This window comes from Caproiciproducens puteiluti, assembly GCF_052442865.1.
GTDB lineage: Bacteria > Bacillota > Clostridia > Oscillospirales > Acutalibacteraceae > Caproiciproducens.
Window position 1 is genome coordinate 24741 of record NZ_CP194790.1, and the last position, 18436, is coordinate 43176.

Sequence of the window (18436 nt, forward strand, 5' to 3'; positions counted from 1 at the left end):
ATATTTTTACAAAAAAGAAGCATTCTCCGTCAGGAGAATGCTTCTTTTTCGACTTCATCCAGTACCAGCGCGCCGGTCTCTCTCGTTCGGTTCATATCGATGACGCGCTGGTTCCGGCTTCCCCGGAACACAAGGGTCAGGTCCTTCTGTTCCTGCAGGAACGGCCCGTCGATCAATATGTCGGCTTCCCGCAGCAGCGCGTCGGTGTCCGGGTCGTGCCGCGCGCAAAGCTCCTCATAGGTATAGCCCGTAAAGACGGTCAGGTCCAGCTTTCTTGCGTGGATCCGCCTGGCCAGCTCCACCAGCGGCTTCGGCTGGGAAAAAGGCTCCCCTCCGCTGAAGGTCACGCCCTTCAGCAGTGGGTTTTCACAGATTTCGGCGAACAGGTCGTCAATATCCGCCCATTTTCCGCCGTTAAAATCGTGGGACTGCGGATTGTGGCAGCCGGGGCAGCGGTGAGGGCAGCCCTGTGCAAACACCACATAGCGGAAGCCCTTTCCGTCCACGATCGACTCGGGCTCGACCCCGCAGATTTTCAGCTTAGAGCCCATGCTTCACTCTGTCCCTCTCTTCCGCGCGTTTCGCGTTGTTCCACCGGTCGGTGGTGCCCACCAGATACCCGGTGATCCTGCGGATACGCTCAAATTTGGGGCCGCCGTCGTTTTCGGAGCGGTGGCACTTGGGGCATTCGTTGTCGATAATCCCGTTGAAGCCGCAGACCGGATCGCGGTCGACCGGATGATTCACCGAGCCGTAGCCGATGCCGTGTTCCTTCATGCAGCGGATTACCGCTTCAAATGCGTCGATGTTTTTGCAGGTGTCGCCGTCCAGCTCCACATAGCTGATATGGCCCGCGTTGGTCATTGCATGGTACGGCGCCTCCAGCTCGATTTTCTGAAACGCCTTGATCGGGAAATAGACGGGCACATGGAAGGAGTTCGTGTAGTATTCGCGGTCGGTGACGCCCGGGATTTTGCCGTATTTCTTCTGGTCGATGCGCACGAAGCGGCCGGAAAGCCCTTCCGCCGGAGTGGCGAGCAGGGTGAAGTTCAGGCCGGTTTTCGCCGATTCGTCGTCCATCCGCTTTCTCATATAGGAAACGATTTCAAGGCCGAGCTTCTGGCTCTCCGCGCTTTCCCCGTGATGCTTGCCGGTCAGCGCTTTCAGCGTTTCGGCAAGGCCGATAAAGCCCATGCTCAGGGTGCCGTGCTTCAGGACCTCTTCCACACTGTCCTGCGGGTCGAGCTTTTCGGAGTCGATCCAGACGCCCTGCCCCATCAGGAACGGATAGTTGTATACCTTTTTGGAGCACTGGATTTTAAAGCGGTGCATCAGCTGGCGGATGACGAGATCCATCCGTTTGTCCAGCGTTTCATAGAAAGCCTTGAGGTCGCCCTTCGCTTCGATCGCAATGCGGGGAAGGTTCAGCGAGGTAAAGCTCAGGTTTCCGCGTCCGCAGGTGAGTTCCTTTGTCCTGTCGTGGGTGTTGCCCATGACGCGGGTACGGCAGCCCATATAGGCCACTTCCGTGTTATAGTCGCCTTCTTGATAGTACTGCAGGTTGAACGGCGCGTCGATAAAGCTGAAATTCGGGAACAGGCGCTTTGCGCTTACCTTGCAGGCCAGCTTGAACAGGTCGTAGTTGGGGTCGCCCGCGTTGTAGTTGACGCCCTCTTTTACCTTAAAAATCTGTACGGGGAAAATCGGCGTTTCGCCATCGCCCAGTCCGGCGGCGGTGGCGTTCAGCAGATTGCGGACGAGCATCCGCGCCTCCGGCGAGATGTCGGTGCCGTAGTTGATGGAAGAGAACGGGACCTGAGCGCCCGCGCGGGAATTCATGGTGTTCAGATTGTGGATCAGCGCTTCCATCGCCTGATAGGTCGCCGACTCGGTGTTGGAGGTGCCGGTCTTTACGGCGTACCGGTGCGCGCGTACGGCTTCCTTTTCGGAGATTTCTTCAAAGCTGTTTTTCTTCTGGTGCTCCGGCAGATAGCTTTTCAAAGCATCGCCGTACCGGTCGACGGTGGAAAGCGTAATGTCCGTGCCCAAATCCGCCTGAATGGTCTTGACCAGCGCGTCGGCGTCCGTTTCCTTCATGCCGTTTGCAACCTGGAAAAACTGGGAAAGGGCTTTGAAATAAGCCTTCCGGAAGGTTTTGGCGACGCCCGGCGCCAGGGAATAATCAAAATTCGGAATAGACTGCCCGCCGTGCATCTCGTTCTGGTTGGCCTGAATCGCAATACAGGCCAGCGCGGCGTAGGAGCGGATGTCGTTCGGCTCGCGCAGCGCGCCGTGACCGGTGCAGAAGCCGCCCTTGAACAGCTTGATCAGATCGATCTGGCAGCAGGTTTCCGTCAGCATATAGAAATCCTCGTCGTGGATATGGATGTCGCCGTCAATGTGCGCGGCGGCAATATCCTTGGGAAGGACATAGTTGTTGATAAAATATTTGGAGCCCTCGGAGCCGTATTTCAGCATGGTTCCCATGGCGGTATCCGCGTCAATGTTCGCGTTCTCGCGCTTGATATCGGCATCCTTCGCGTCGCGGAAGGTCAGCTCCTTGTATATGTTCATCAGGTCGCCCTCAGCCTGGCGAATTTTGGTGTGCTCCGCGCGGTAGAGTATGTAAGCCTTCGCGGTTTTGGCGTAGTCCGCGGCAATCAGGGTTTCCTCCACCGCATCCTGCACCTGCTCGACGGTGGGGACGCTGTCGCCCTGAAAAGTCCTGACTACCTTGCCCGTCAGCCGGTCAAGAACGGGCGCGCCCATCTCTTCCTCCGCAACCGCCTGATTGGCTTTATAAATCGCATTGCGAATTTTTTCTTTATCGAACGTCACAACCACACCGTTGCGCTTCTGTATTTTGACAGCCATTTAGAAACATTCCTTTCAAAGCAAAAATACCGTAATTTGCCCCTTTTTTCAGTGGGTACTTTGAATTTTACTGCAATACCAGGTACTTGTCAAGGGTAATTTCCACAAGATATAGCGTTAAATTTTTAATTATTAGAATTATCACGCTATATGTACCATTTTGATACAGTTGTAATAAAAGTCGGGATCAGGCGCAAAAAGCCCCCCTTCCGGGGGGCTCAAAGTAACTTCCGGTTTGCTTTTGTAAAACTCCCTCAGTCGGGCTTCGCCTGTCAGCCCCCTCGGGGAGGGGGCTGAATCCCTGCCTCCCTCTAAGAAGGAGCCCTAAGAGAGTATTTGACCTTTTAATACGCCGTTACCGAAGAATTGCGTCTATTTCGCGGATTTCCTCTTCCGAGAAATCCAGATTGTCCAGCACGCCCATATTCTCTTCCAGCTGGGAAACGCGGCTGGCACCGATCAGCACGCTGGCCATCACCGGTTGGCGCAGCACCCACGAAAGGGCGAACTGCGCGGTAGTCTGGCCCCGGCGCGCCGCCAGCTTGCCGAGCGCGACAACCTTTTCGATGGTTTCGGGCGTAATGCGGTCCTTGTTCAAAAAGACGGAAGCTCCCGCCGCGCGGGAATCCTGCGGGATGCCGTTGTTGTATTTTCCGGTCAGAAGGCCCTGTGCCAGCGGGCTGAACGCGGTCGCGCCCATGCCGCAGCCGGAAAGCGCCTCAAACAGCCCGTCCTGTTCCACCTTTCTGTCCAGCAGGCTGTAGCGCGACTGGCAGATCAGGCAGGGAACGCCCATCTCCTTCAAAAGGGAAGCGGCTTCCTTTGCCTTTTCGGGGCTGTAGTTGGAAATCCCGGCGTAAAGCGCCTTGCCGCTCTTTACCGCGTGCGCGAGTGCGCCCATGGTTTCTTCCAGCGGGGTCTCCGGGTCCATGCGGTGATGGTAAAAGATATCCACATAATCAAGCCCCATCCGTTTCAGGCTCTGGTCAAGGCTCGCGAGCAGGTACTTGCGGGAGCCGAAATCACCGTACGGGCCGGGCCACATGGTGTAGCCCGCTTTGGTGGTGATGACCATTTCGTCGCGGTAAGGGTGCATGTCCTCCTTCATCAGGCGGCCGAAGGTCTCCTCCGCGCTGCCTGCCGGGGGACCGTAGTTGTTGGCAAGGTCAAAAACGGTAATACCAAGGTCAAACGCGCGGCGGGTGACCGCGCGGGCGGTTTCGTACTGGTCGTAGGTGCCGAAATTGTGCCAGTAGCCGAGCGAAACGGCGCTCAGCTTCAAGCCGCTCCTGCCGCAGCGGCGGTACTGCATCTGCGTATAACGCGTTTCCTCCGCGGTGTAAGGGGGGACCAGGGTGTATCGTTCCATGTTATTTCTCTCCTTTGATTTGTTTTGAAGCCCAGGCGCACAGAAGCTCCACCGCGGGAATCAGGTCGCCTCCAGCGGGAGTGATCCGGTACTCCACCTTCGGTGGAATCTGCTGGAACTGCTGGCGTACAATCAGCCCGGAGGCCGTCAGTTCGCGCAGGCTCTGGCTGAGCATCATGTCGGTGATCGGGGGAATCTGCTGCTTGATTTCGCCGTAGCGAAGGCTTGTGCCGCCGCGCAGCGCCCACAGAATCCGGAGCTTCCATTTGCCGCCCACCGCGGTCAGCGCATACGAAAGAGGGTCCTCGGAAGGTTCCTCCGCCGCGCCTTCCCGAATTTTTTCCGCAGACTCCTGTTTTGGCTCCGGGCGCTTTGCGCGCTTCTTTTTCTTTTCCTTGTCTTTTTTCATGTTCTGCCTCCGACGCTTCGGATCATCGGCACAGCCGCAATTTTACCACGCGGGTTCCAGACGCCCGATTTTCAAGACTGCCCCACTCAATAATATTGAGTATATCATGAATAATAAGCATATCATAGCACCGTCAAAGCAGATTGTAAACAAAAATGTGTTACCGGTTTCCCGCCCGCCGCCAGATTCCGTAGGACAAAAGTGCCGCAAAGCAAAAGCCCGCGCCCAGCAGCATGGATCCCGCGACGTCCGCCTGTGCCGCTTTGCCGAACAGCAGATTGGTGCCGACGGAAACCACGTCCATAGCGACCGAGTAGGCGGAAAGAACGGCCGCGCGGTTCCCGTCGGAAACCGTGCGGTTTTCCACCTCCATCTGGATGGGTACAAAAAGGGCGGCTGCGGCGCGCAGAAGAACCACGCACCCGACGGAGAGCACCGGATTCGCGGAAAAAAACATGGCCAGACACGCCGCGCCTCCGGTCAGAAATAACAGCGTACAGGCTTTGCTTTCCCCCATCCGGCCGACCAGCCGGTGGGAACGCGCGGCGAACAGCTCGGCGACAATTGCTGGAATATACAGCAGGCCCATGGTTTCCGGCCGGATTCCCCCGCGCAGATACTGAAGCTGGTTGAGAAAGCCCGTAATCGTATGGCTGCATTCCGCAAACAGCACCGCCGCCAGTAAAAACAGGAAAAAGCGCTTTTGTTTTTTTAGGACGGCGAGCATTTCGATTGCCTGTTTTTTAAAATTGTGGGAGTTTTCAACATAGTTTTCAACTTCTGTTGAAAAGATTGTTAAAAGGAGTGAGAACCCGTAGCTGAAAACCGTAAAAAGCGCGGACAGGGAACTGTTTCCGTGCAGAAAAAGGGAAAATACTGTCGCGGCAATCAGAGTTCCGGCGGAACCCATGGCGGAATAAATGCCGAATACCCGCAGGGAATCGGCCTTTCCTGCCGAAAGATAGAGAAACGCGCTGTCACAGCCGGAAAGGCCGCTGATCACCACGGCAAGAATCAGCCGTTCCAGCAGGAACATGCCGAAGCCGGCTGCCTGCCAGAAGACGATTTTTGATATAAAGTAGAAAAAGTTACAAATCAGCAGAGTCCGGCGGTATCCGATGCGTTCCGCCAGAAAGCCCCATGGAAGCTCAAGTGCAAGGCTGACCACCATGCTGATGCTTTCGATCAGCGTGATCTCAAAAATCCCCACCCCGCGCTCCTGCCGGTACAGCGTGGCAATGGGCGCATAGAACACCATGCCCTGAAGCAGGGCGACGCCGTACAGCAGATAGACATTCTTTTTATTCAAAGAAAAAACCTCCCGTCTGAATCCGGACGCAAAAACCAGGCCCATTGAAAATTTTGGGCCGGATTTTCCTGCCGAGGATCAAATCGGAAGGTTTTCCACTGGCTGTCCTTCCTGTGTGGAAAAGTTTTGAACTTTTAAACGGCGGTCATGCTCCGCTTTGGAAAATACACAGCCGCAATAATCCTGCCGGTACAGATCGTATTTTGCCGAAAGCTCAATGGAACGCCGGTAGCCGTTTTTCTTTTTAAAATCGGAATACAGATAGCGCACGCCGTATTCCTTTTCCAGCTGCGCGCCGATGGCGTTTAGCTTTTCCGCGTTTTTGTAGGGGCTGATGGAAAGGGTGGTCGTAAAGCAGTCGAACCCGCCCTCTTTTGCCGTCTGCGCAGCTTCCCGCAGCCGCAGGGCGTAGCAGGAAAAACAGCGTTCGCCGCCCTCCGGCTCGTCCTCATGCCCCTTAGCAAGGGCGAAAAAACGGCCGGTGTCATAGTTTCCCTCCAGAAAGGAAACGGGGTTCTTCACCGGGAGCGCCGCAATCAGACGCTTCACTTCTTCCACGCGTTTGCGGTATTCGTCCTCCGGGGAAATGTTGGGGTTGTAATAAAACAGTGTAATCCGGAAATAGTCCGAAAGGTATTCCAGCACATAGCTGCTGCACGGCGCGCAGCAGGCATGGAGCAAAAGGGAGGGTGTTTCGCCGTGCAGCCCGGCAATCGTAGCGTCCAGCTGCTTCTGATAATTGATTTTGACCATGATACCCTCCTTTTCTGTTTTGGAGCCTTGCTTTTCCATATATCGTCAATGAAAACCAAAGGAAGAAAATGCGGACTCCCTCATCCACGCTCCCGGGGAACTCCCTCAGTCAGGCTTCGCCTGCCGGCTCCCTCTGTGAGGGAGGTGTCGCGCCCGGCGCGGCGGAGGGAGTCCTTCCCTTTAGAGCATCGCCATAGGCGCTTCCCGACCGGCAGGTCCGCATTCCGCAAGTGGGAGTTGATCGTCAGCTCTGCCCTCAGGCCGGGCGGGCCCCTACTTTCGATCTTGTACGAAAGTAGGCAAAGGACGCGCAGGAGAATTTTTAATTCCCGGCGGGAGAGCTCCATAAAATCCCCCTGCACCCCCAAGTATCCCCAACGTATCTATATAGGATACGATATTTTTGTGGTTTTCATTGACGGAGGGATACGGAAAGGAAGGGCTAAACTTCCTCAAGGAGGGAGCCTAAAAAGGTCGAACCCCCGCCTCCCTCTTTGAGGGAGGTGTCGCGCCCGGCGCGACGGAAGGAGTTTCGGAGCAATCCACTCCCGATTTAATGCAAGCCAATTGGAAACATCGCCGTAGGCGCTTCCTGACCGGCAGGTCCGCATGGTCCGCTTTGCTTCATTATAACAGGTTATAGAATTTGCTACAATATTTCCATTATGATAAAAAGCAAAAACTTTGCTGTAAATGGAAACGACGCTCCGCGGTTTTGCGGAGCGTCGGATGATTATTCTTTTGGAAGGATGCTGATCCCCAGCTCGGTAAGCTGCTTTTCGTCCACGTCCGTCGGCGCGCCCGACATCAGTTCGGAGGAAGAGGCGACCTTCGGGAACGCGATCACGTCGCGGATGTTGTCGCAGCCGAGCAACAGCATGACCAGACGGTCAAGGCCGAGCGCCATACCGCCGTGCGGCGGGGCGCCGTAGCGGAACGCGTCGGTTAGGAAGCCGAACCGCTTCTGAGTTTCCTCGGGGGTGAAGCCCAGCGCCTTGAATATGCGCTGCTGCAGCTCGGGGTTGTTGATACGGATGGAACCGCCGCCCAGCTCGTTGCCGTTTAAGACCATGTCGTACGCAATGGCGCAGACATTGCCGGGGTCGCTTTCAAGCTTGTCGATATCCTCCGCGCGCGGCGCGGTGAACGGGTGGTGCATCGCCATAAAGCGGTTTTCTTCCTTGCTGAACTCAAACAGCGGGAAGTCCGTGACCCACAGCAGGCAGGGCTTGCTTTTGTCGATCAGGCCAAACCGTGCGGCAAGCTCGCAGCGCAGCGCGCCAAGGGAAGCGTACACGACGGTATCCTCGTCGCTCGCGACGATCAGCAGCACGTCGCCGGTTTCGGCGCCCATGGTTTTGCGCACCGCGGCGGTTTCCTCCGGAGCAAGGAATTTTTCAAAGGAAGAGGTCTCCCCGCCTTCGGTCAGCCTTGTCCACGCGATGCCCTTTGCGCCGTAGGACTTCACCCATTCGGTCAGCTTGTCGATTTCCTTGCGGCTGAGCTTGTCGGCAAGGCCCTTCAGGTTGATGCCGCGCACGCTTCCGCCGCCCTCGACCGCACCCTTGAACACGCGGAATTCGGTCTGCTTCAAGTCCTCCGTCAGGTCGATCAGCTCAAGGCCGAAGCGAAGGTCGGGCTTATCCGAACCGAAGCGGCGCATCGCCTCGTGCCAGGTCATGCGGCGGAACGGCGTCTGGATATCGATATCCAGCACCTGCTTGTAGACCTGCTTCATAAAGCCCTCGCCGATCGCCATCACGTCGTCCTGATCCACAAAAGACATTTCCAGGTCGATCTGCGTAAATTCCGGCTGGCGGTCCGCGCGCAGGTCCTCGTCGCGGAAGCAGCGGGCAATCTGCATGTAGCGGTCAAAGCCCGAAAGCATCAAAAGCTGCTTGTAAAGCTGGGGCGACTGCGGCAGCGCGAAAAAGCTGCCCGGGAACACACGGGAAGGCACGAGGTAGTCGCGCGCGCCCTCCGGCGTGGATTTGATCAGGACCGGCGTTTCGACCTCGATAAATCCATTGTTGTCGAAGTAGTCGTGGGCGACCTTCACGATTTTATGGCGTCCGATAATTTTATTCTGTACGTCGGGACGGCGCAGGTCCAGATAGCGGTATTTCAGCCGCAAATCCTCTTTTACATTGGAATCCTCCGCAATTTCAAACGGCGGGGTCTCGCTCTTTGCCAGAACGCGCAGCTCCTGTACCTCGATCTCAATTTCGCCGGTCGGGATCTCGGTGTTCTTGGAGGAACGCTCGCGCACCGCACCGGTCGCCGCCAGAACATATTCTGCGCGGGCGGAGAACGCCTTGTCAAAAATCGCGCGGTCGGTCGCGTTGTTGAACGCAAGCTGAAGGATGCCCGTGCGGTCGCGCAGGTCGATAAAGATCAGCTGTCCCAGATCGCGCTGGCGCTGTACCCAGCCGCAAACCGTCACGGTTTTGCCGATATCGGCGGCGCGCAGCTCGCCGCAGTAGTGGGTGCGTTTCATTCCTGTCATGAATTCTGCCATTAAAATAGCCTCCAATTAATGATATTCAATATCAGACTGCCAATAAAATCACGTGATTGCTTTTGTATTCCCGTCAAAGAAAACCACGAAGATATCGTGCCACAACTTCTTCCGGCGCGCCGGAGGGAGTATTGCTATGGATTAAAAATCGATGGAGTCCTCGTCCTTCGTCTGCAGCGTGACAAACTGCTCCACAAAGTCCTTGCTCAGATCGATTTTGGACTTCTCGCCGGTCTTCATGTTCTTGATCACGGCCTTTTTGGTTGCAAGCTCGTCGTCACCCAGAACCAGAGAATATTTTGCGGCGATCTTGTCCGCGTATTTCATCTGCGCCTTCAGCCCGCGGTCGTTGATGTCGCACGCGGCGCTGATGGAATATTCCTGTAAGCTGTGCGCCAGCTTAAACGCTTCCAGCCTTGCCGCGTCGCCGAGCGCCCCGATGAACAGGTCGCAGGTCTCCGGCTCGGGGAATTCGACCTTCTGCGCATCCAGAATCATCATCAGGCGCTCCATGCCCAGACCGAAGCCCAGCGCGGGCATGGGCTGTCCGCCCATTTCCTCCACCAGCCCGTCGTAGCGCCCGCCGCCGCAGACGGTGCTCTGCGCGCCGAGGTCGTCGGAAACAAACTCAAACACCGTTTTGGTGTAGTAGTCCAGCCCGCGGACAATGGAGGGATTGACGGTATATTTGATATGGATTGCGTCAAGGTAGGTTTTTACGCTTTCAAAGTGCGTGCGGCAGTCGTCGCATAAGTAGTCCAGCATCCGCGGCGCGCCAGCGGCGATTTTGGAGCAGACCGGGCTTTTGCAGTCCAGAATCCGCATCGGGTTGCGCTCCAGACGGCCCTGGCAGGTTTCGCAGAGCTGATCCCTGTAGTCGCTGAAATACGCCCGCAAAGCCTCGTAATATTTCGCACGGCAGTCGGGGCAGCCGATGGAGTTGATCTCCAGCTTGAGGTTCCGTACGCCGAGACGGCTGAAAATGCTTTTCGCCGTGCCGATCAGCTCGGCGTCCGCCATGGGGGACTGGGTGCCGAACACCTCGAGTCCGAACTGGTGGAATTCGCGCAGACGGCCCGCCTGGGTATTTTCATAGCGGTAGCAGGAGGTAAAGTAGGAAAGGCGCAGCGGCAGCCCGTCGTTGTACATGCCGTGCTCCAGCATGGCGCGCACCGCGCCCGCGGTCCCCTCCGGCCGGAGGGTGACGGAGCGGCCGCCCTTGTCGTTGAAGGTATACATCTCTTTCTGCACCACGTCGGTGGTTTCCCCCACCGAGCGCTGGAAAAGCCGGGTATCTTCAAAAACCGGGGTGCGGATTTCCCCGAAGCCGTGGATTTTGGCCTCGCTGCGCATCACGTCCTCCACGACCTGCCATTTTTCCGTCTGGGCGGGCAGTAAATCCTGCGTCCCTTTTTGTGCCTTGATCAGTTCCATAGCGTTTCTCCTTACCTTAAAATAATCTGTAAAAATGGTTAAGAATGCAAAAAGCCCCCGTCCCGGCCAAAGGGACGAGGGAGAATGATCCTCGCGGTGCCACCCTTTTTCAAGAGCCGAAGCTCTCCTCAAAAAGCCCCGAAACGCGGGGCGGCGTGCCGGCTCGCGGATGTCTTCCCCAAAGCTCTTCTGCAGGCGCGCTTACAGTCTGGGACGCGCCCTCCCTGTGGCCAAGCTTTTGGGTACTCCTTCCGGTCATTGCCGAAATAAAAAATCAGGCTTTCGGATTCAAAATGTTGCGCCAGTCAAGATCGCCGCGCTCCAGACCGTGAATCAGGACCTCCGCGGTTGCGATGTTGGTCGCGACGGGGATATTGTGCATGTCGCACAGGCGCAGCAGGTTCATGTCGTTCGGCTCGTGCGGCTTCGGGTTCAGCGGGTCGCGGAAAAACAGGAGCAGGTCGACCTCGTTGCAGGCAATGCGCGCAGCAATCTGCTGGTCGCCGCCCTGAGAGCCGCCCAGAAAGCGCTGTATTTCAAGCCCGGTCGCTTCGGAAACCATCTTGCCCGTGGTGCCGGTCGCACAAAGCAGGTGACGGCTCAAAACACCGCAGTAGGCGATGCAGAACTGAACCATGAGTTCCTTCTTTGCGTCATGGGCGATTAAAGCAATATTCATATTTATTTCCTCCTAAAATCAGGAATATGTAGAATTAAAATTTCTGCAGCGCGGCCAGGGGCACATGTTCGCCTTCCAGCCTTGCGGCAAGCCGGCCGAAAGCCATTGCGCCGGCCGATTTCTGCGGGGCCGGTTCACAGTTGGAAGCGGCGGCCGCCAGAAGCATGTCCTCCGGAATCACGGCGATGAGCCGTACCCCGGCGGAATCGATCACAGAATCAAGATCCGGGTAAAATCCCTGCGTGTAGAAATTATGCCCGCTGAAACGGTTGATAATCAGCCGCTGCTGTTTTATCCCGGCCTGTTCCAGTAAAAAATGCGCTTTATTTGCATTTCGCACACAAATGGGATCGGGTGTTGTGACAATCAGCGCGCGCTGGGCCGAAGCCGCCGCGCTCGCAAAGCCTCCGCCCACCCCGGCGGGGCTGTCGATCAGTACGTGGTCGTAATACCGGGAAAGTACCGATACGAGCTGCTTCATAATATCCGGGCTGATTAAATCGTCCTCCCTCGCGGGGGCGGGCAGCAAAAACAGCCTTTCCGAAAAGGGACACGAATAAACGGCTTTTACCGGTTCGGCACGGCCCGAAACCACGTCCGCAATATCAAAGACCTGCTGCTCCGCAACGCCGAGCATATGATCCAGACATCCCAGACCGGCGTCGCCGTCAATCAGCAAAACACGCCTGCCCCTGGCTGCCAAAGCAAAACCAAGGCCGGCTGTTACGGTGGATTTCCCTACACCGCCCTTACCCGATGTGATGACTGTTGCGACACCCATATAAAAACCTCGCTCTCATATTACCACAAACATTCCTGGTAGTCAAAGCGTTTTTATTGTCGTAAATACACAAAACAAAACATTTAATATTTTGTTAACAATTTAACTCTGCGGCGCTCAGCCCGCGGAGGAGCCGGAGGAAGAGGAAGACGGGTTCCCCGACGCCGTGCCGGAAGCCGTTCCCGAAGAGGCCCCGGAGGAAGCGGTGCCGGAAGCGGACGGCATAACAAGGTTGCCGCTGGCGTCGACGGTTTTCCCGTAAAAGTACGCGTCGAGGATGTCCTTGGCCACGGCGTTGGAATACATGCTGGTCGCGCCGTGCTCCAGCACGACCGCCACGGCGATCTCCGGGTTGTCGTACGGCGCAAAAGCCACGAAGGTAACGTTGTCGGAGTGCGGGGTCTGTACCGCGGTACCGGTTTTGGCCGCGATGGCGATCCCGTAGTTTTTGAAGGTGGAGCTCGCCGTACCGGCGGTCGCCACGCTGCGCATGGCCTCCTTGACGTAATCGATGTAGGATTGGGAGACCCCGATATTGTCCACCGTTTCGGGAGAGGTCTGTGAAATCACGTTTTTGCGGGAATAGTCGGTCACCTTGCCGACCAGATGGGGTTTTAAGCGCACGCCGTTGTTCGCGATCGTGGCGGTATAGGTCGCCAGCTGAAGGGGAGTAAACTTGCTGTCGGCCTGACCCACGGCGGCTTCGACGGTGTCGGCGTCGTACCATCCCCCGCCGCCCGCGGCGGTACGTTCGGAAGGACCGCCCAGGATTCCGGCGCTTTCGTGCAGCTCAATCCCGGTTTTTACGCCCAGCCCGAAGCGCTTGGCGTACAGGTTCATATTGGTAATTCCCAGCCGGTACCCCACTTCGTAGAAGAAGGAGTTGCTGGACTTCTGGATCGCGTAATTCGCGGTGATCATGCCGTAGTTGCCGATACTGCCCAGAACCAGGCCGGTGTCCGCAAAGCGGGTGTACTTGCTGTTGCCTTCCAGACGGGTGGAGGTCGTAATCGCTTTTTCCTGTAGCGCGGCCAGAGCCACATAGGGCTTGATGATGGAGCCGGGGGTGAACACGCCGTTGAAAGCGCGGTCGATCAGCGGCTTATCCTTGTTATTGATCAGGGACGTGTAATAATTGGTATCGTTCAGGTATTCCGTCAGGTCGTAGGTCGGATAGGTGGACGCCGCCAGCACGGAGAAATCCTTTACCCGCAGCACCACCGCGGCGCCCGCGACGCAGTCCTCGCCGTGGCCGCTCGACATCCCCTTGTAGCGCTGGGCGGAAAGCTTACGCCCGTTGGCCTGGGTCGCCTTTACGTTGTTGGCCAGGGAAACGTTGAGGACGCTCTGGATTCTGCTGTCCACGGTCAGATAAACGGTGTCGCCGGAAACCGGCGCGGTCTTTACCGTTTCCGAGGCCAGCGCGCCGGTGTTCGTGGTTTCCACCACTTTTTCCCCGGCTTTGCCGCGCAGCATACTTTCAAATGCCTGCTCGATGCCGCTCTTTCCAAGCCGGTCGTTAAACGCGTAGCCCTTGTCCTTCAGCTCGTCGTATTCCTCCCGGGAAATGGAGCCGATGGTTCCCAGAACATGCGGCAGAAGGCTGCCGTTCGGGTATTGGCGAACGGTGGTGACCTTCCCCGTCGCGCCGGGCAGCAGGGAGGAATTTTCGCTGATGATGGCGATGGTGTCGCGGCTGACGTCTTCGGCAAAGGTGTACGGCGCCGAAATTCCGAAAGCGGATTTTGTCATATTGTAGCGCACGGAAACGATATTGCGCGCTTCCTCGGCGGAGTACCCGGTGACCTTGTATTTTTCGATCAGGTGGGCCATGCACAGGTCCGCCGTGGCGTAAGAATTTACATTCGCGTAATCCGCCGATTTGAGCGTTGCGATTTCCTTGTCCATGCCGGAAACAAACTCATACTGCCCTTTGGCGTTCAGCTTGATCGGCAAAATGTCCGTCCATTTTTCCCCCCGCTGGTTCAAAAGCTGAATCAGCTGGTGAATGGTGTTGTTCTGCGTGTCGGACTTCATATAGACGCGGTCGAACACAATAGCGTAGCCGGTTTTATTTACGGCAAGGCCCACGCCGTTTGAGTCGAGGATTTCGCCGCGGGCGGCGTCCATGACGACGGTAGAGGGCCTGAGTTTGTCCGCTTCCTTCAGAAAGGAGGAGCCATTGAGAATCTGCCAGTCCACAAGGCGCAGGGTATAGACGGCCATGATGGCGAAAATAATCAGCCCCATAGCCCAGTAACGGGAATGTCCTTTCAGCTTGTCCAAGGCGGAACCTCCTTTTCATTCAAATAAGAATTTTTGTACGGCCTATTCTTCCTTCGTCCGTATCTGCAGGGCGAGCGCCCTGTTGAAATAGTACGTGACCGGCATAAGCGCGGTTGTGTAGAGGAAGCGCGGAATATAGTGCGCGGTCAGAGCGTAGGCCGCGTGAGAGTAGCTGAACAGCAGGTAAAAGAAAACCCATTGCAGCAAAACGACACCGGCGGTGGAAATCACCGCGGTAATCATGGCGGTCAGAAAATTTGTCTGGATCAGGTTTGCGGCGATCAGCCCCACGCTGTAGCAGATGACGGAGAGCAGAAGGCCGTGAAAGCCCAGCACGCCGCCCGCGCCGAAATCGATCAGCAGCCCGCACAGCAGGCCGAAAGCCATGGCGGCTGTCTCTTTCTCAAACAGGGCGATGGAGAGCGCGATGGGAATCAAAAGCACCGGCCGTGCACCAAACAGGTCGGGAACAAGGCCGGGAGTCTCCTGAACCATGTAAAACACCAGTATTTCAATGGTATAGGCGAAATAACGGAGAACCTTGAGTTTTTCCATCTTATTTCCCCCCGGAAGAAACGGTGGAAGAAGGAGACGAGGATGCGGCTGAGGAAGCAGTCGAGGAAGCGGAAGAACTGCCGTCGGAAAGCGCCTGGCCCTGTCCCTCAAAGGCGGTAATGACCATGACGTCACGCACGGTTTTCACATCCACAAAGGGCTTGATCTCCGCGTAAAGCGAAACATCGTAGGGGTCGTTCTTTACCTCGTTGACCGTGCCGATGGCAAGGTTGCGGGGGAATACACCGCCCAGGCCGCTCGTCACAATGATGTCGCCGGGCTTTACCGTCGTGTCCGCGGTCAGGTAGCCGAGCTTCAAAACGCCCTTGTCGGCGAACTTGATGTCGCTGCTGATGACCCCGGAATCGCGGTTGACCTTGTCGATGGCGCTGATTTTCGTGTCCGCGGAAAGAATCGTGGTGACCCGGCTGTAGCTGGCGTTTACGCTGGAAATCCAGCCGACCACGCCGCCTTCGGTAATGACGGGGTCGTTCACGGAAATACCGGCAAGGGACCCCTTGTCGATCTGGAAATTATAAAACAGGTCGTTCGGGTCGCGACCGATGACCGCGGCGGAGACCGGTTTGAAATCCTTGTTTTCGTTCTTCAGCTCCAGAAATTTGCGCAGCTGGGCGTTTTCCTGCTGATAGCTGTAGTAGTTGATCAGCTTTTTGTTGAGCTCTTCAATCTGCTTTTTCAGCGCTGTGTTTTCCGCCGCCAGCTCTTCGTTGGTGCGCGTGGCGTTCTGCGCCGCGACGGCGGCGTTGTTGGTGACGACGGTGCTGACTCTCTGCATCGGGGTGGAAATCAGGCTGAGCAGGTTCGCGGTAAGGGAACTGCCGGTGCTCGCCGTATAAAGCATCAGACCGAACATAATGAACACAACGGTGATGAGAACCTTAAATCCCCTGGAATGGAAAAAATCTTTCAACGCGGCACCTCCTTTTCAAGTCTTTGGCGCGATCTCCTGAAAGTGCAAAAAGCGGAGAGCTTTCACCCTCCGCTGAAGTGATCCCCTTATTTTCTGTTGTTTTTGTAATACGAGGAGGGCATGGTGATTTCAAGCAGCTTGCCCGTTCCGTCAACAACACAATCCAGCGGGCTTTCGGCAATATGGACGGGCATTCCGGTCTCCTGTTCGACCAGCCTGTCCAGCCCGCGCAGCAGGGCGCCGCCGCCCGTCAGCATGATGCCGTGGTCTATAATATCCGCGGAAAGCTCCGGCGGGGTTTTTTCCAGGGTCGATTTCACCGCGTCAATAATCAGCGCCAGCGGGTCGCTCAGCGCTTCCCTCACCTCTTCGGCGGAAATGGTCACATTTTTCGGCAGGCCGTCCACCAGGTTGCGCCCCTTGATTTCCACTGTGGCGTCCTCGTTGTCCTCGGTCGGGAAAGCGGAGCCGATCTTGATTTTGATTTCCTCGGCGGTGCGCTCGCCGATCAGCAGGTTGTACTTCTTTTTTACGTAGGAGATAATCGATTCGTCAAATTTATCGCCCGCAACGCGGACCGAAACCGAGGTGACGATATCGCCCAGCGAGATCACGGCGACCTCCGCCGTGCCGCCGCCGATGTCGACGACCATGCTGCCGGTCGGCTCGCTCACGGGCAGTCCCGCGCCGATGGCCGCGGCCATGGGTTCCTCGATCAGCTCGACGTTATTGGCACCCGCCTGACGGGCGGCGTCCTCCACCGCGCGGCGTTCCACTTCCGTTACGCCGGAAGGAATACAGACGATGATGTGCGGGCGGGAAAACGCGTTGGATTTCACGGCTTTGCGGATAAAGTGCTTGAGCATCGTGGCGGTGATGTCGAAGTCGGCGATGACGCCGTCCTTCAGCGGGCGGACCGCGACGATGGAGCCCGGGGTGCGGCCAATCATTTCCTTGGCCTGCGCGCCCACGGCCAGAACGGTATCGGTACGGACGTCAACGGCGACCACCGAAGGCTCGCGCATGACGATTCCTTTTCCCCTCATAAAAACCAGAGTATTTGCGGTGCCCAAATCTATTCCTATATCTTTTGAAAACATGAGTCATTTTCCCCTTTCAAACCTGGCAAAAAAATAATATCGCTTCATTGTTTCAGATAGTATTTATTATAACCTCAAAAGAGTCATTTCTCAACTATTAATTCAGAAAGCGCGCAATATTTATGAATTTTCTTTCGATGAATTTTTAAGCCCGGTCAGAATACGGTTGATTTTGCCGATCGGCAGGCCCATTACATTGTAAAAGTCCCCGTCTATCCGCTTGATAAACAGCGCGCCCCGCCCCTGTATGGCGTATGCGCCGGCTTTGTCCATCGGTTCCTTTGTTTCGCAGTAGGCGCTGATTTCGTTTTCGCTCAGCGGGTAAAATTCCACCGAGGTGCACTCGTGCCCGCGGATCAGCTCTTTGCCGCTGATGATGCAGTAGCCGGTGTATACCTGATGGACGTTTCCGGACAGGAGTCGGAGCATCGCTTTGGCTTCCTCCGCGTCCTTCGGTTTGCCCAGCACGCGGCCCTTGAAAACAACGACGGTGTCCGCCCCGAGGACGGTGTCCTGCGGGTTCTGTTTTGCCACCGCTTCCGCTTTCCGGGCGGCGAGCAGCTCGACAATCTGCATGGGAGGGGTTCCGCGCAGATATCCCTCGCTGACGTCCGAGGGCGCGGCGGTGAATTCGTAGCCGGCCATTTTCAGCAGCTCGCTGCGGCGCGGCGAAGTAGATGCAAGCAGCAACATGGGTATCCTCCTATTCCTTCACTTTGATGAGAATAACGGCGATGACCGCGGCCAGCGCCAGAATCGACTGCGCCGCGTTGATTCCAAGCCGGATGCCGAAGGTGATTTTTATAATGGAGAGGTTCAGCTCGGTGGTGGACAGTCCGAAGTCCGCCGCGGCGCCCAGCCAGGAAAGATAATGGATTCCGGCGCAGGCCGTACCAATAATCTGCCCCAAAACCACCGCCAATACAAGCAGAATAATTAACAAAATTGTTTTCAGAACGCCCTTTTTCATTTTTGCAGCCCTCTCTTTCCCGTGGAGCCGAAAGCACCCGTGCCCCGCGCGGTCTCGCCAAGATCGTCGGTTTCTTCCAGAACGGGCAGCAGCACCGGCGTCACCACAAGCTGCGCGCAGCGTTCGCCCGGCTGGAGCGTGTAGGGTTTGTCGCTGCAGTTGGTCATTCCGACCAGGATTTCGCCGCGGTAGTCGCTGTCGATCACACCGACCGCGTTGGGAAGGGAAACGCCGTGGTTGACGCCCAGCCCGCTGCGGGCAAAGATCAGCCCGACCGTGTTTTCATCCGGCAGCGCGATGGCGATCCCCGTGGGAATTTTGTAAAGCCCGCGCGGCTCAATGGTGAGCGGCGCGTCCAGACAGGCGTACAGGTCGAACCCGGCGGCGCCCTCGCTTGCGCGGGTCGGCGTGACGGCGTTCTGCCTCAGTTTTTTCATTTTTAAAATATGGTCGGTCATTATGATACCC

The 18436-nt window shown here is 56.7% G+C and carries 17 protein-coding genes; all 17 read right to left on the reverse strand.

Annotated elements, in window-relative coordinates:
- Positions 1 to 29: 29 nt before the first annotated feature.
- The gene (gene nrdG, locus ACRQU7_RS00135; protein ID WP_444642754.1) at positions 30 to 551 is read right to left on the reverse strand and encodes an anaerobic ribonucleoside-triphosphate reductase activating protein; all 522 of its coding nucleotides are present in this window, start codon (positions 549 to 551) and stop codon (positions 30 to 32) included.
- Positions 541 to 2874 carry an anaerobic ribonucleoside triphosphate reductase gene (locus ACRQU7_RS00140; RefSeq protein ID WP_444642756.1) on the reverse strand — a complete coding sequence of 778 codons (2334 nt, stop codon included), beginning with the start codon at positions 2872 to 2874 and terminating at the stop codon, positions 541 to 543. The genes nrdG and ACRQU7_RS00140 overlap by 11 nt, the downstream gene beginning before the upstream one ends.
- 355 nt (positions 2875 to 3229) lie before the next feature.
- Positions 3230 to 4243 carry an L-glyceraldehyde 3-phosphate reductase gene (gene mgrA, locus ACRQU7_RS00145; RefSeq protein ID WP_444642758.1) on the reverse strand — a complete coding sequence of 338 codons (1014 nt, stop codon included), beginning with the start codon at positions 4241 to 4243 and terminating at the stop codon, positions 3230 to 3232.
- A gap of 1 nt (position 4244) precedes the next feature.
- Entirely contained in the window at positions 4245 to 4652 is a 408-nt protein-coding gene (locus tag ACRQU7_RS00150; protein ID WP_444642760.1) for a winged helix-turn-helix transcriptional regulator, read from the reverse strand.
- A gap of 160 nt (positions 4653 to 4812) precedes the next feature.
- The gene (locus tag ACRQU7_RS00155) at positions 4813 to 5961 is read right to left on the reverse strand and encodes an MFS transporter (protein WP_444642762.1); all 1149 of its coding nucleotides are present in this window, start codon (positions 5959 to 5961) and stop codon (positions 4813 to 4815) included.
- 78 nt (positions 5962 to 6039) lie between these two features.
- Positions 6040 to 6714, reverse strand: coding sequence for an epoxyqueuosine reductase QueH (locus tag ACRQU7_RS00160; RefSeq protein ID WP_444642764.1), 675 nt, complete (start codon positions 6712 to 6714; stop codon positions 6040 to 6042).
- A gap of 733 nt (positions 6715 to 7447) precedes the next feature.
- On the reverse strand, positions 7448 to 9232 hold the full coding sequence (aspS, locus tag ACRQU7_RS00165; protein ID WP_444642766.1) for an aspartate--tRNA ligase: 1785 nt from the start codon (positions 9230 to 9232) through the stop codon (positions 7448 to 7450).
- A 141-nt stretch (positions 9233 to 9373) separates the two neighbouring features.
- Complete coding sequence (gene hisS / locus ACRQU7_RS00170; RefSeq protein ID WP_444642768.1) at positions 9374 to 10666, reverse strand: histidine--tRNA ligase; 1293 nt, start codon at positions 10664 to 10666, stop codon at positions 9374 to 9376.
- A gap of 274 nt (positions 10667 to 10940) precedes the next feature.
- Positions 10941 to 11345 carry a methylglyoxal synthase gene (locus tag ACRQU7_RS00175; RefSeq protein WP_038322367.1) on the reverse strand — a complete coding sequence of 135 codons (405 nt, stop codon included), beginning with the start codon at positions 11343 to 11345 and terminating at the stop codon, positions 10941 to 10943.
- A 34-nt stretch (positions 11346 to 11379) separates the two neighbouring features.
- Entirely contained in the window at positions 11380 to 12126 is a 747-nt protein-coding gene (locus ACRQU7_RS00180) for a nucleotide-binding protein (RefSeq protein ID WP_038322366.1), read from the reverse strand.
- A 117-nt stretch (positions 12127 to 12243) separates the two neighbouring features.
- Complete coding sequence (locus ACRQU7_RS00185; RefSeq protein WP_444642771.1) at positions 12244 to 14412, reverse strand: penicillin-binding transpeptidase domain-containing protein; 2169 nt, start codon at positions 14410 to 14412, stop codon at positions 12244 to 12246.
- 42 nt (positions 14413 to 14454) lie between these two features.
- Positions 14455 to 14967, reverse strand: a complete 513-nt coding sequence (gene mreD, locus ACRQU7_RS00190) for a rod shape-determining protein MreD (protein ID WP_444642773.1) — start codon at positions 14965 to 14967, stop codon at positions 14455 to 14457.
- Position 14968: 1 nt separating this feature from the next.
- Positions 14969 to 15898, reverse strand: a complete 930-nt coding sequence (gene mreC / locus ACRQU7_RS00195) for a rod shape-determining protein MreC (protein WP_141826764.1) — start codon at positions 15896 to 15898, stop codon at positions 14969 to 14971.
- Between the two features lie 86 nt (positions 15899 to 15984).
- Entirely contained in the window at positions 15985 to 16998 is a 1014-nt protein-coding gene (locus ACRQU7_RS00200; RefSeq protein WP_444642775.1) for a rod shape-determining protein, read from the reverse strand.
- Positions 16999 to 17118: 120 nt separating this feature from the next.
- The gene (locus ACRQU7_RS00205) at positions 17119 to 17691 is read right to left on the reverse strand and encodes a Maf family protein (protein ID WP_038322361.1); all 573 of its coding nucleotides are present in this window, start codon (positions 17689 to 17691) and stop codon (positions 17119 to 17121) included.
- A 10-nt stretch (positions 17692 to 17701) separates the two neighbouring features.
- Positions 17702 to 17968 carry a DUF4321 domain-containing protein gene (locus ACRQU7_RS00210; RefSeq protein ID WP_038322360.1) on the reverse strand — a complete coding sequence of 89 codons (267 nt, stop codon included), beginning with the start codon at positions 17966 to 17968 and terminating at the stop codon, positions 17702 to 17704.
- Complete coding sequence (gene dut, locus ACRQU7_RS00215) at positions 17965 to 18426, reverse strand: dUTP diphosphatase (RefSeq protein ID WP_444642776.1); 462 nt, start codon at positions 18424 to 18426, stop codon at positions 17965 to 17967. Before dut ends, ACRQU7_RS00210 begins: the two co-directional genes overlap by 4 nt.
- Between the last annotated feature and the right edge of the window lie 10 nt (positions 18427 to 18436).

What these genes read in the sequence shown, in the direction of transcription:
- dut (WP_444642776.1), bottom strand. Translation starts at nt 18,426, where the DNA reads ATGACCGACCATATTTTAAAAATGAAAAAACTGAGGCAGAACGCCGTC.
- mreD (WP_444642773.1), bottom strand. Translation starts at nt 14,967, where the DNA reads ATGGAAAAACTCAAGGTTCTCCGTTATTTCGCCTATACCATTGAAATA.
- ACRQU7_RS00180 (WP_038322366.1), bottom strand. Translation starts at nt 12,126, where the DNA reads ATGGGTGTCGCAACAGTCATCACATCGGGTAAGGGCGGTGTAGGGAAA.
- ACRQU7_RS00140 (WP_444642756.1), bottom strand. Translation starts at nt 2,874, where the DNA reads ATGGCTGTCAAAATACAGAAGCGCAACGGTGTGGTTGTGACGTTCGAT.
- mgrA (WP_444642758.1), bottom strand. Translation starts at nt 4,243, where the DNA reads ATGGAACGATACACCCTGGTCCCCCCTTACACCGCGGAGGAAACGCGT.
- nrdG (WP_444642754.1), bottom strand. Translation starts at nt 551, where the DNA reads ATGGGCTCTAAGCTGAAAATCTGCGGGGTCGAGCCCGAGTCGATCGTG.
- ACRQU7_RS00205 (WP_038322361.1), bottom strand. Translation starts at nt 17,691, where the DNA reads ATGTTGCTGCTTGCATCTACTTCGCCGCGCCGCAGCGAGCTGCTGAAA.
- ACRQU7_RS00160 (WP_444642764.1), bottom strand. Translation starts at nt 6,714, where the DNA reads ATGGTCAAAATCAATTATCAGAAGCAGCTGGACGCTACGATTGCCGGG.
- ACRQU7_RS00200 (WP_444642775.1), bottom strand. Translation starts at nt 16,998, where the DNA reads ATGTTTTCAAAAGATATAGGAATAGATTTGGGCACCGCAAATACTCTG.
- ACRQU7_RS00150 (WP_444642760.1), bottom strand. Translation starts at nt 4,652, where the DNA reads ATGAAAAAAGACAAGGAAAAGAAAAAGAAGCGCGCAAAGCGCCCGGAG.
- ACRQU7_RS00210 (WP_038322360.1), bottom strand. Translation starts at nt 17,968, where the DNA reads ATGAAAAAGGGCGTTCTGAAAACAATTTTGTTAATTATTCTGCTTGTA.
- aspS (WP_444642766.1), bottom strand. Translation starts at nt 9,232, where the DNA reads ATGGCAGAATTCATGACAGGAATGAAACGCACCCACTACTGCGGCGAG.
- hisS (WP_444642768.1), bottom strand. Translation starts at nt 10,666, where the DNA reads ATGGAACTGATCAAGGCACAAAAAGGGACGCAGGATTTACTGCCCGCC.
- ACRQU7_RS00175 (WP_038322367.1), bottom strand. Translation starts at nt 11,345, where the DNA reads ATGAATATTGCTTTAATCGCCCATGACGCAAAGAAGGAACTCATGGTT.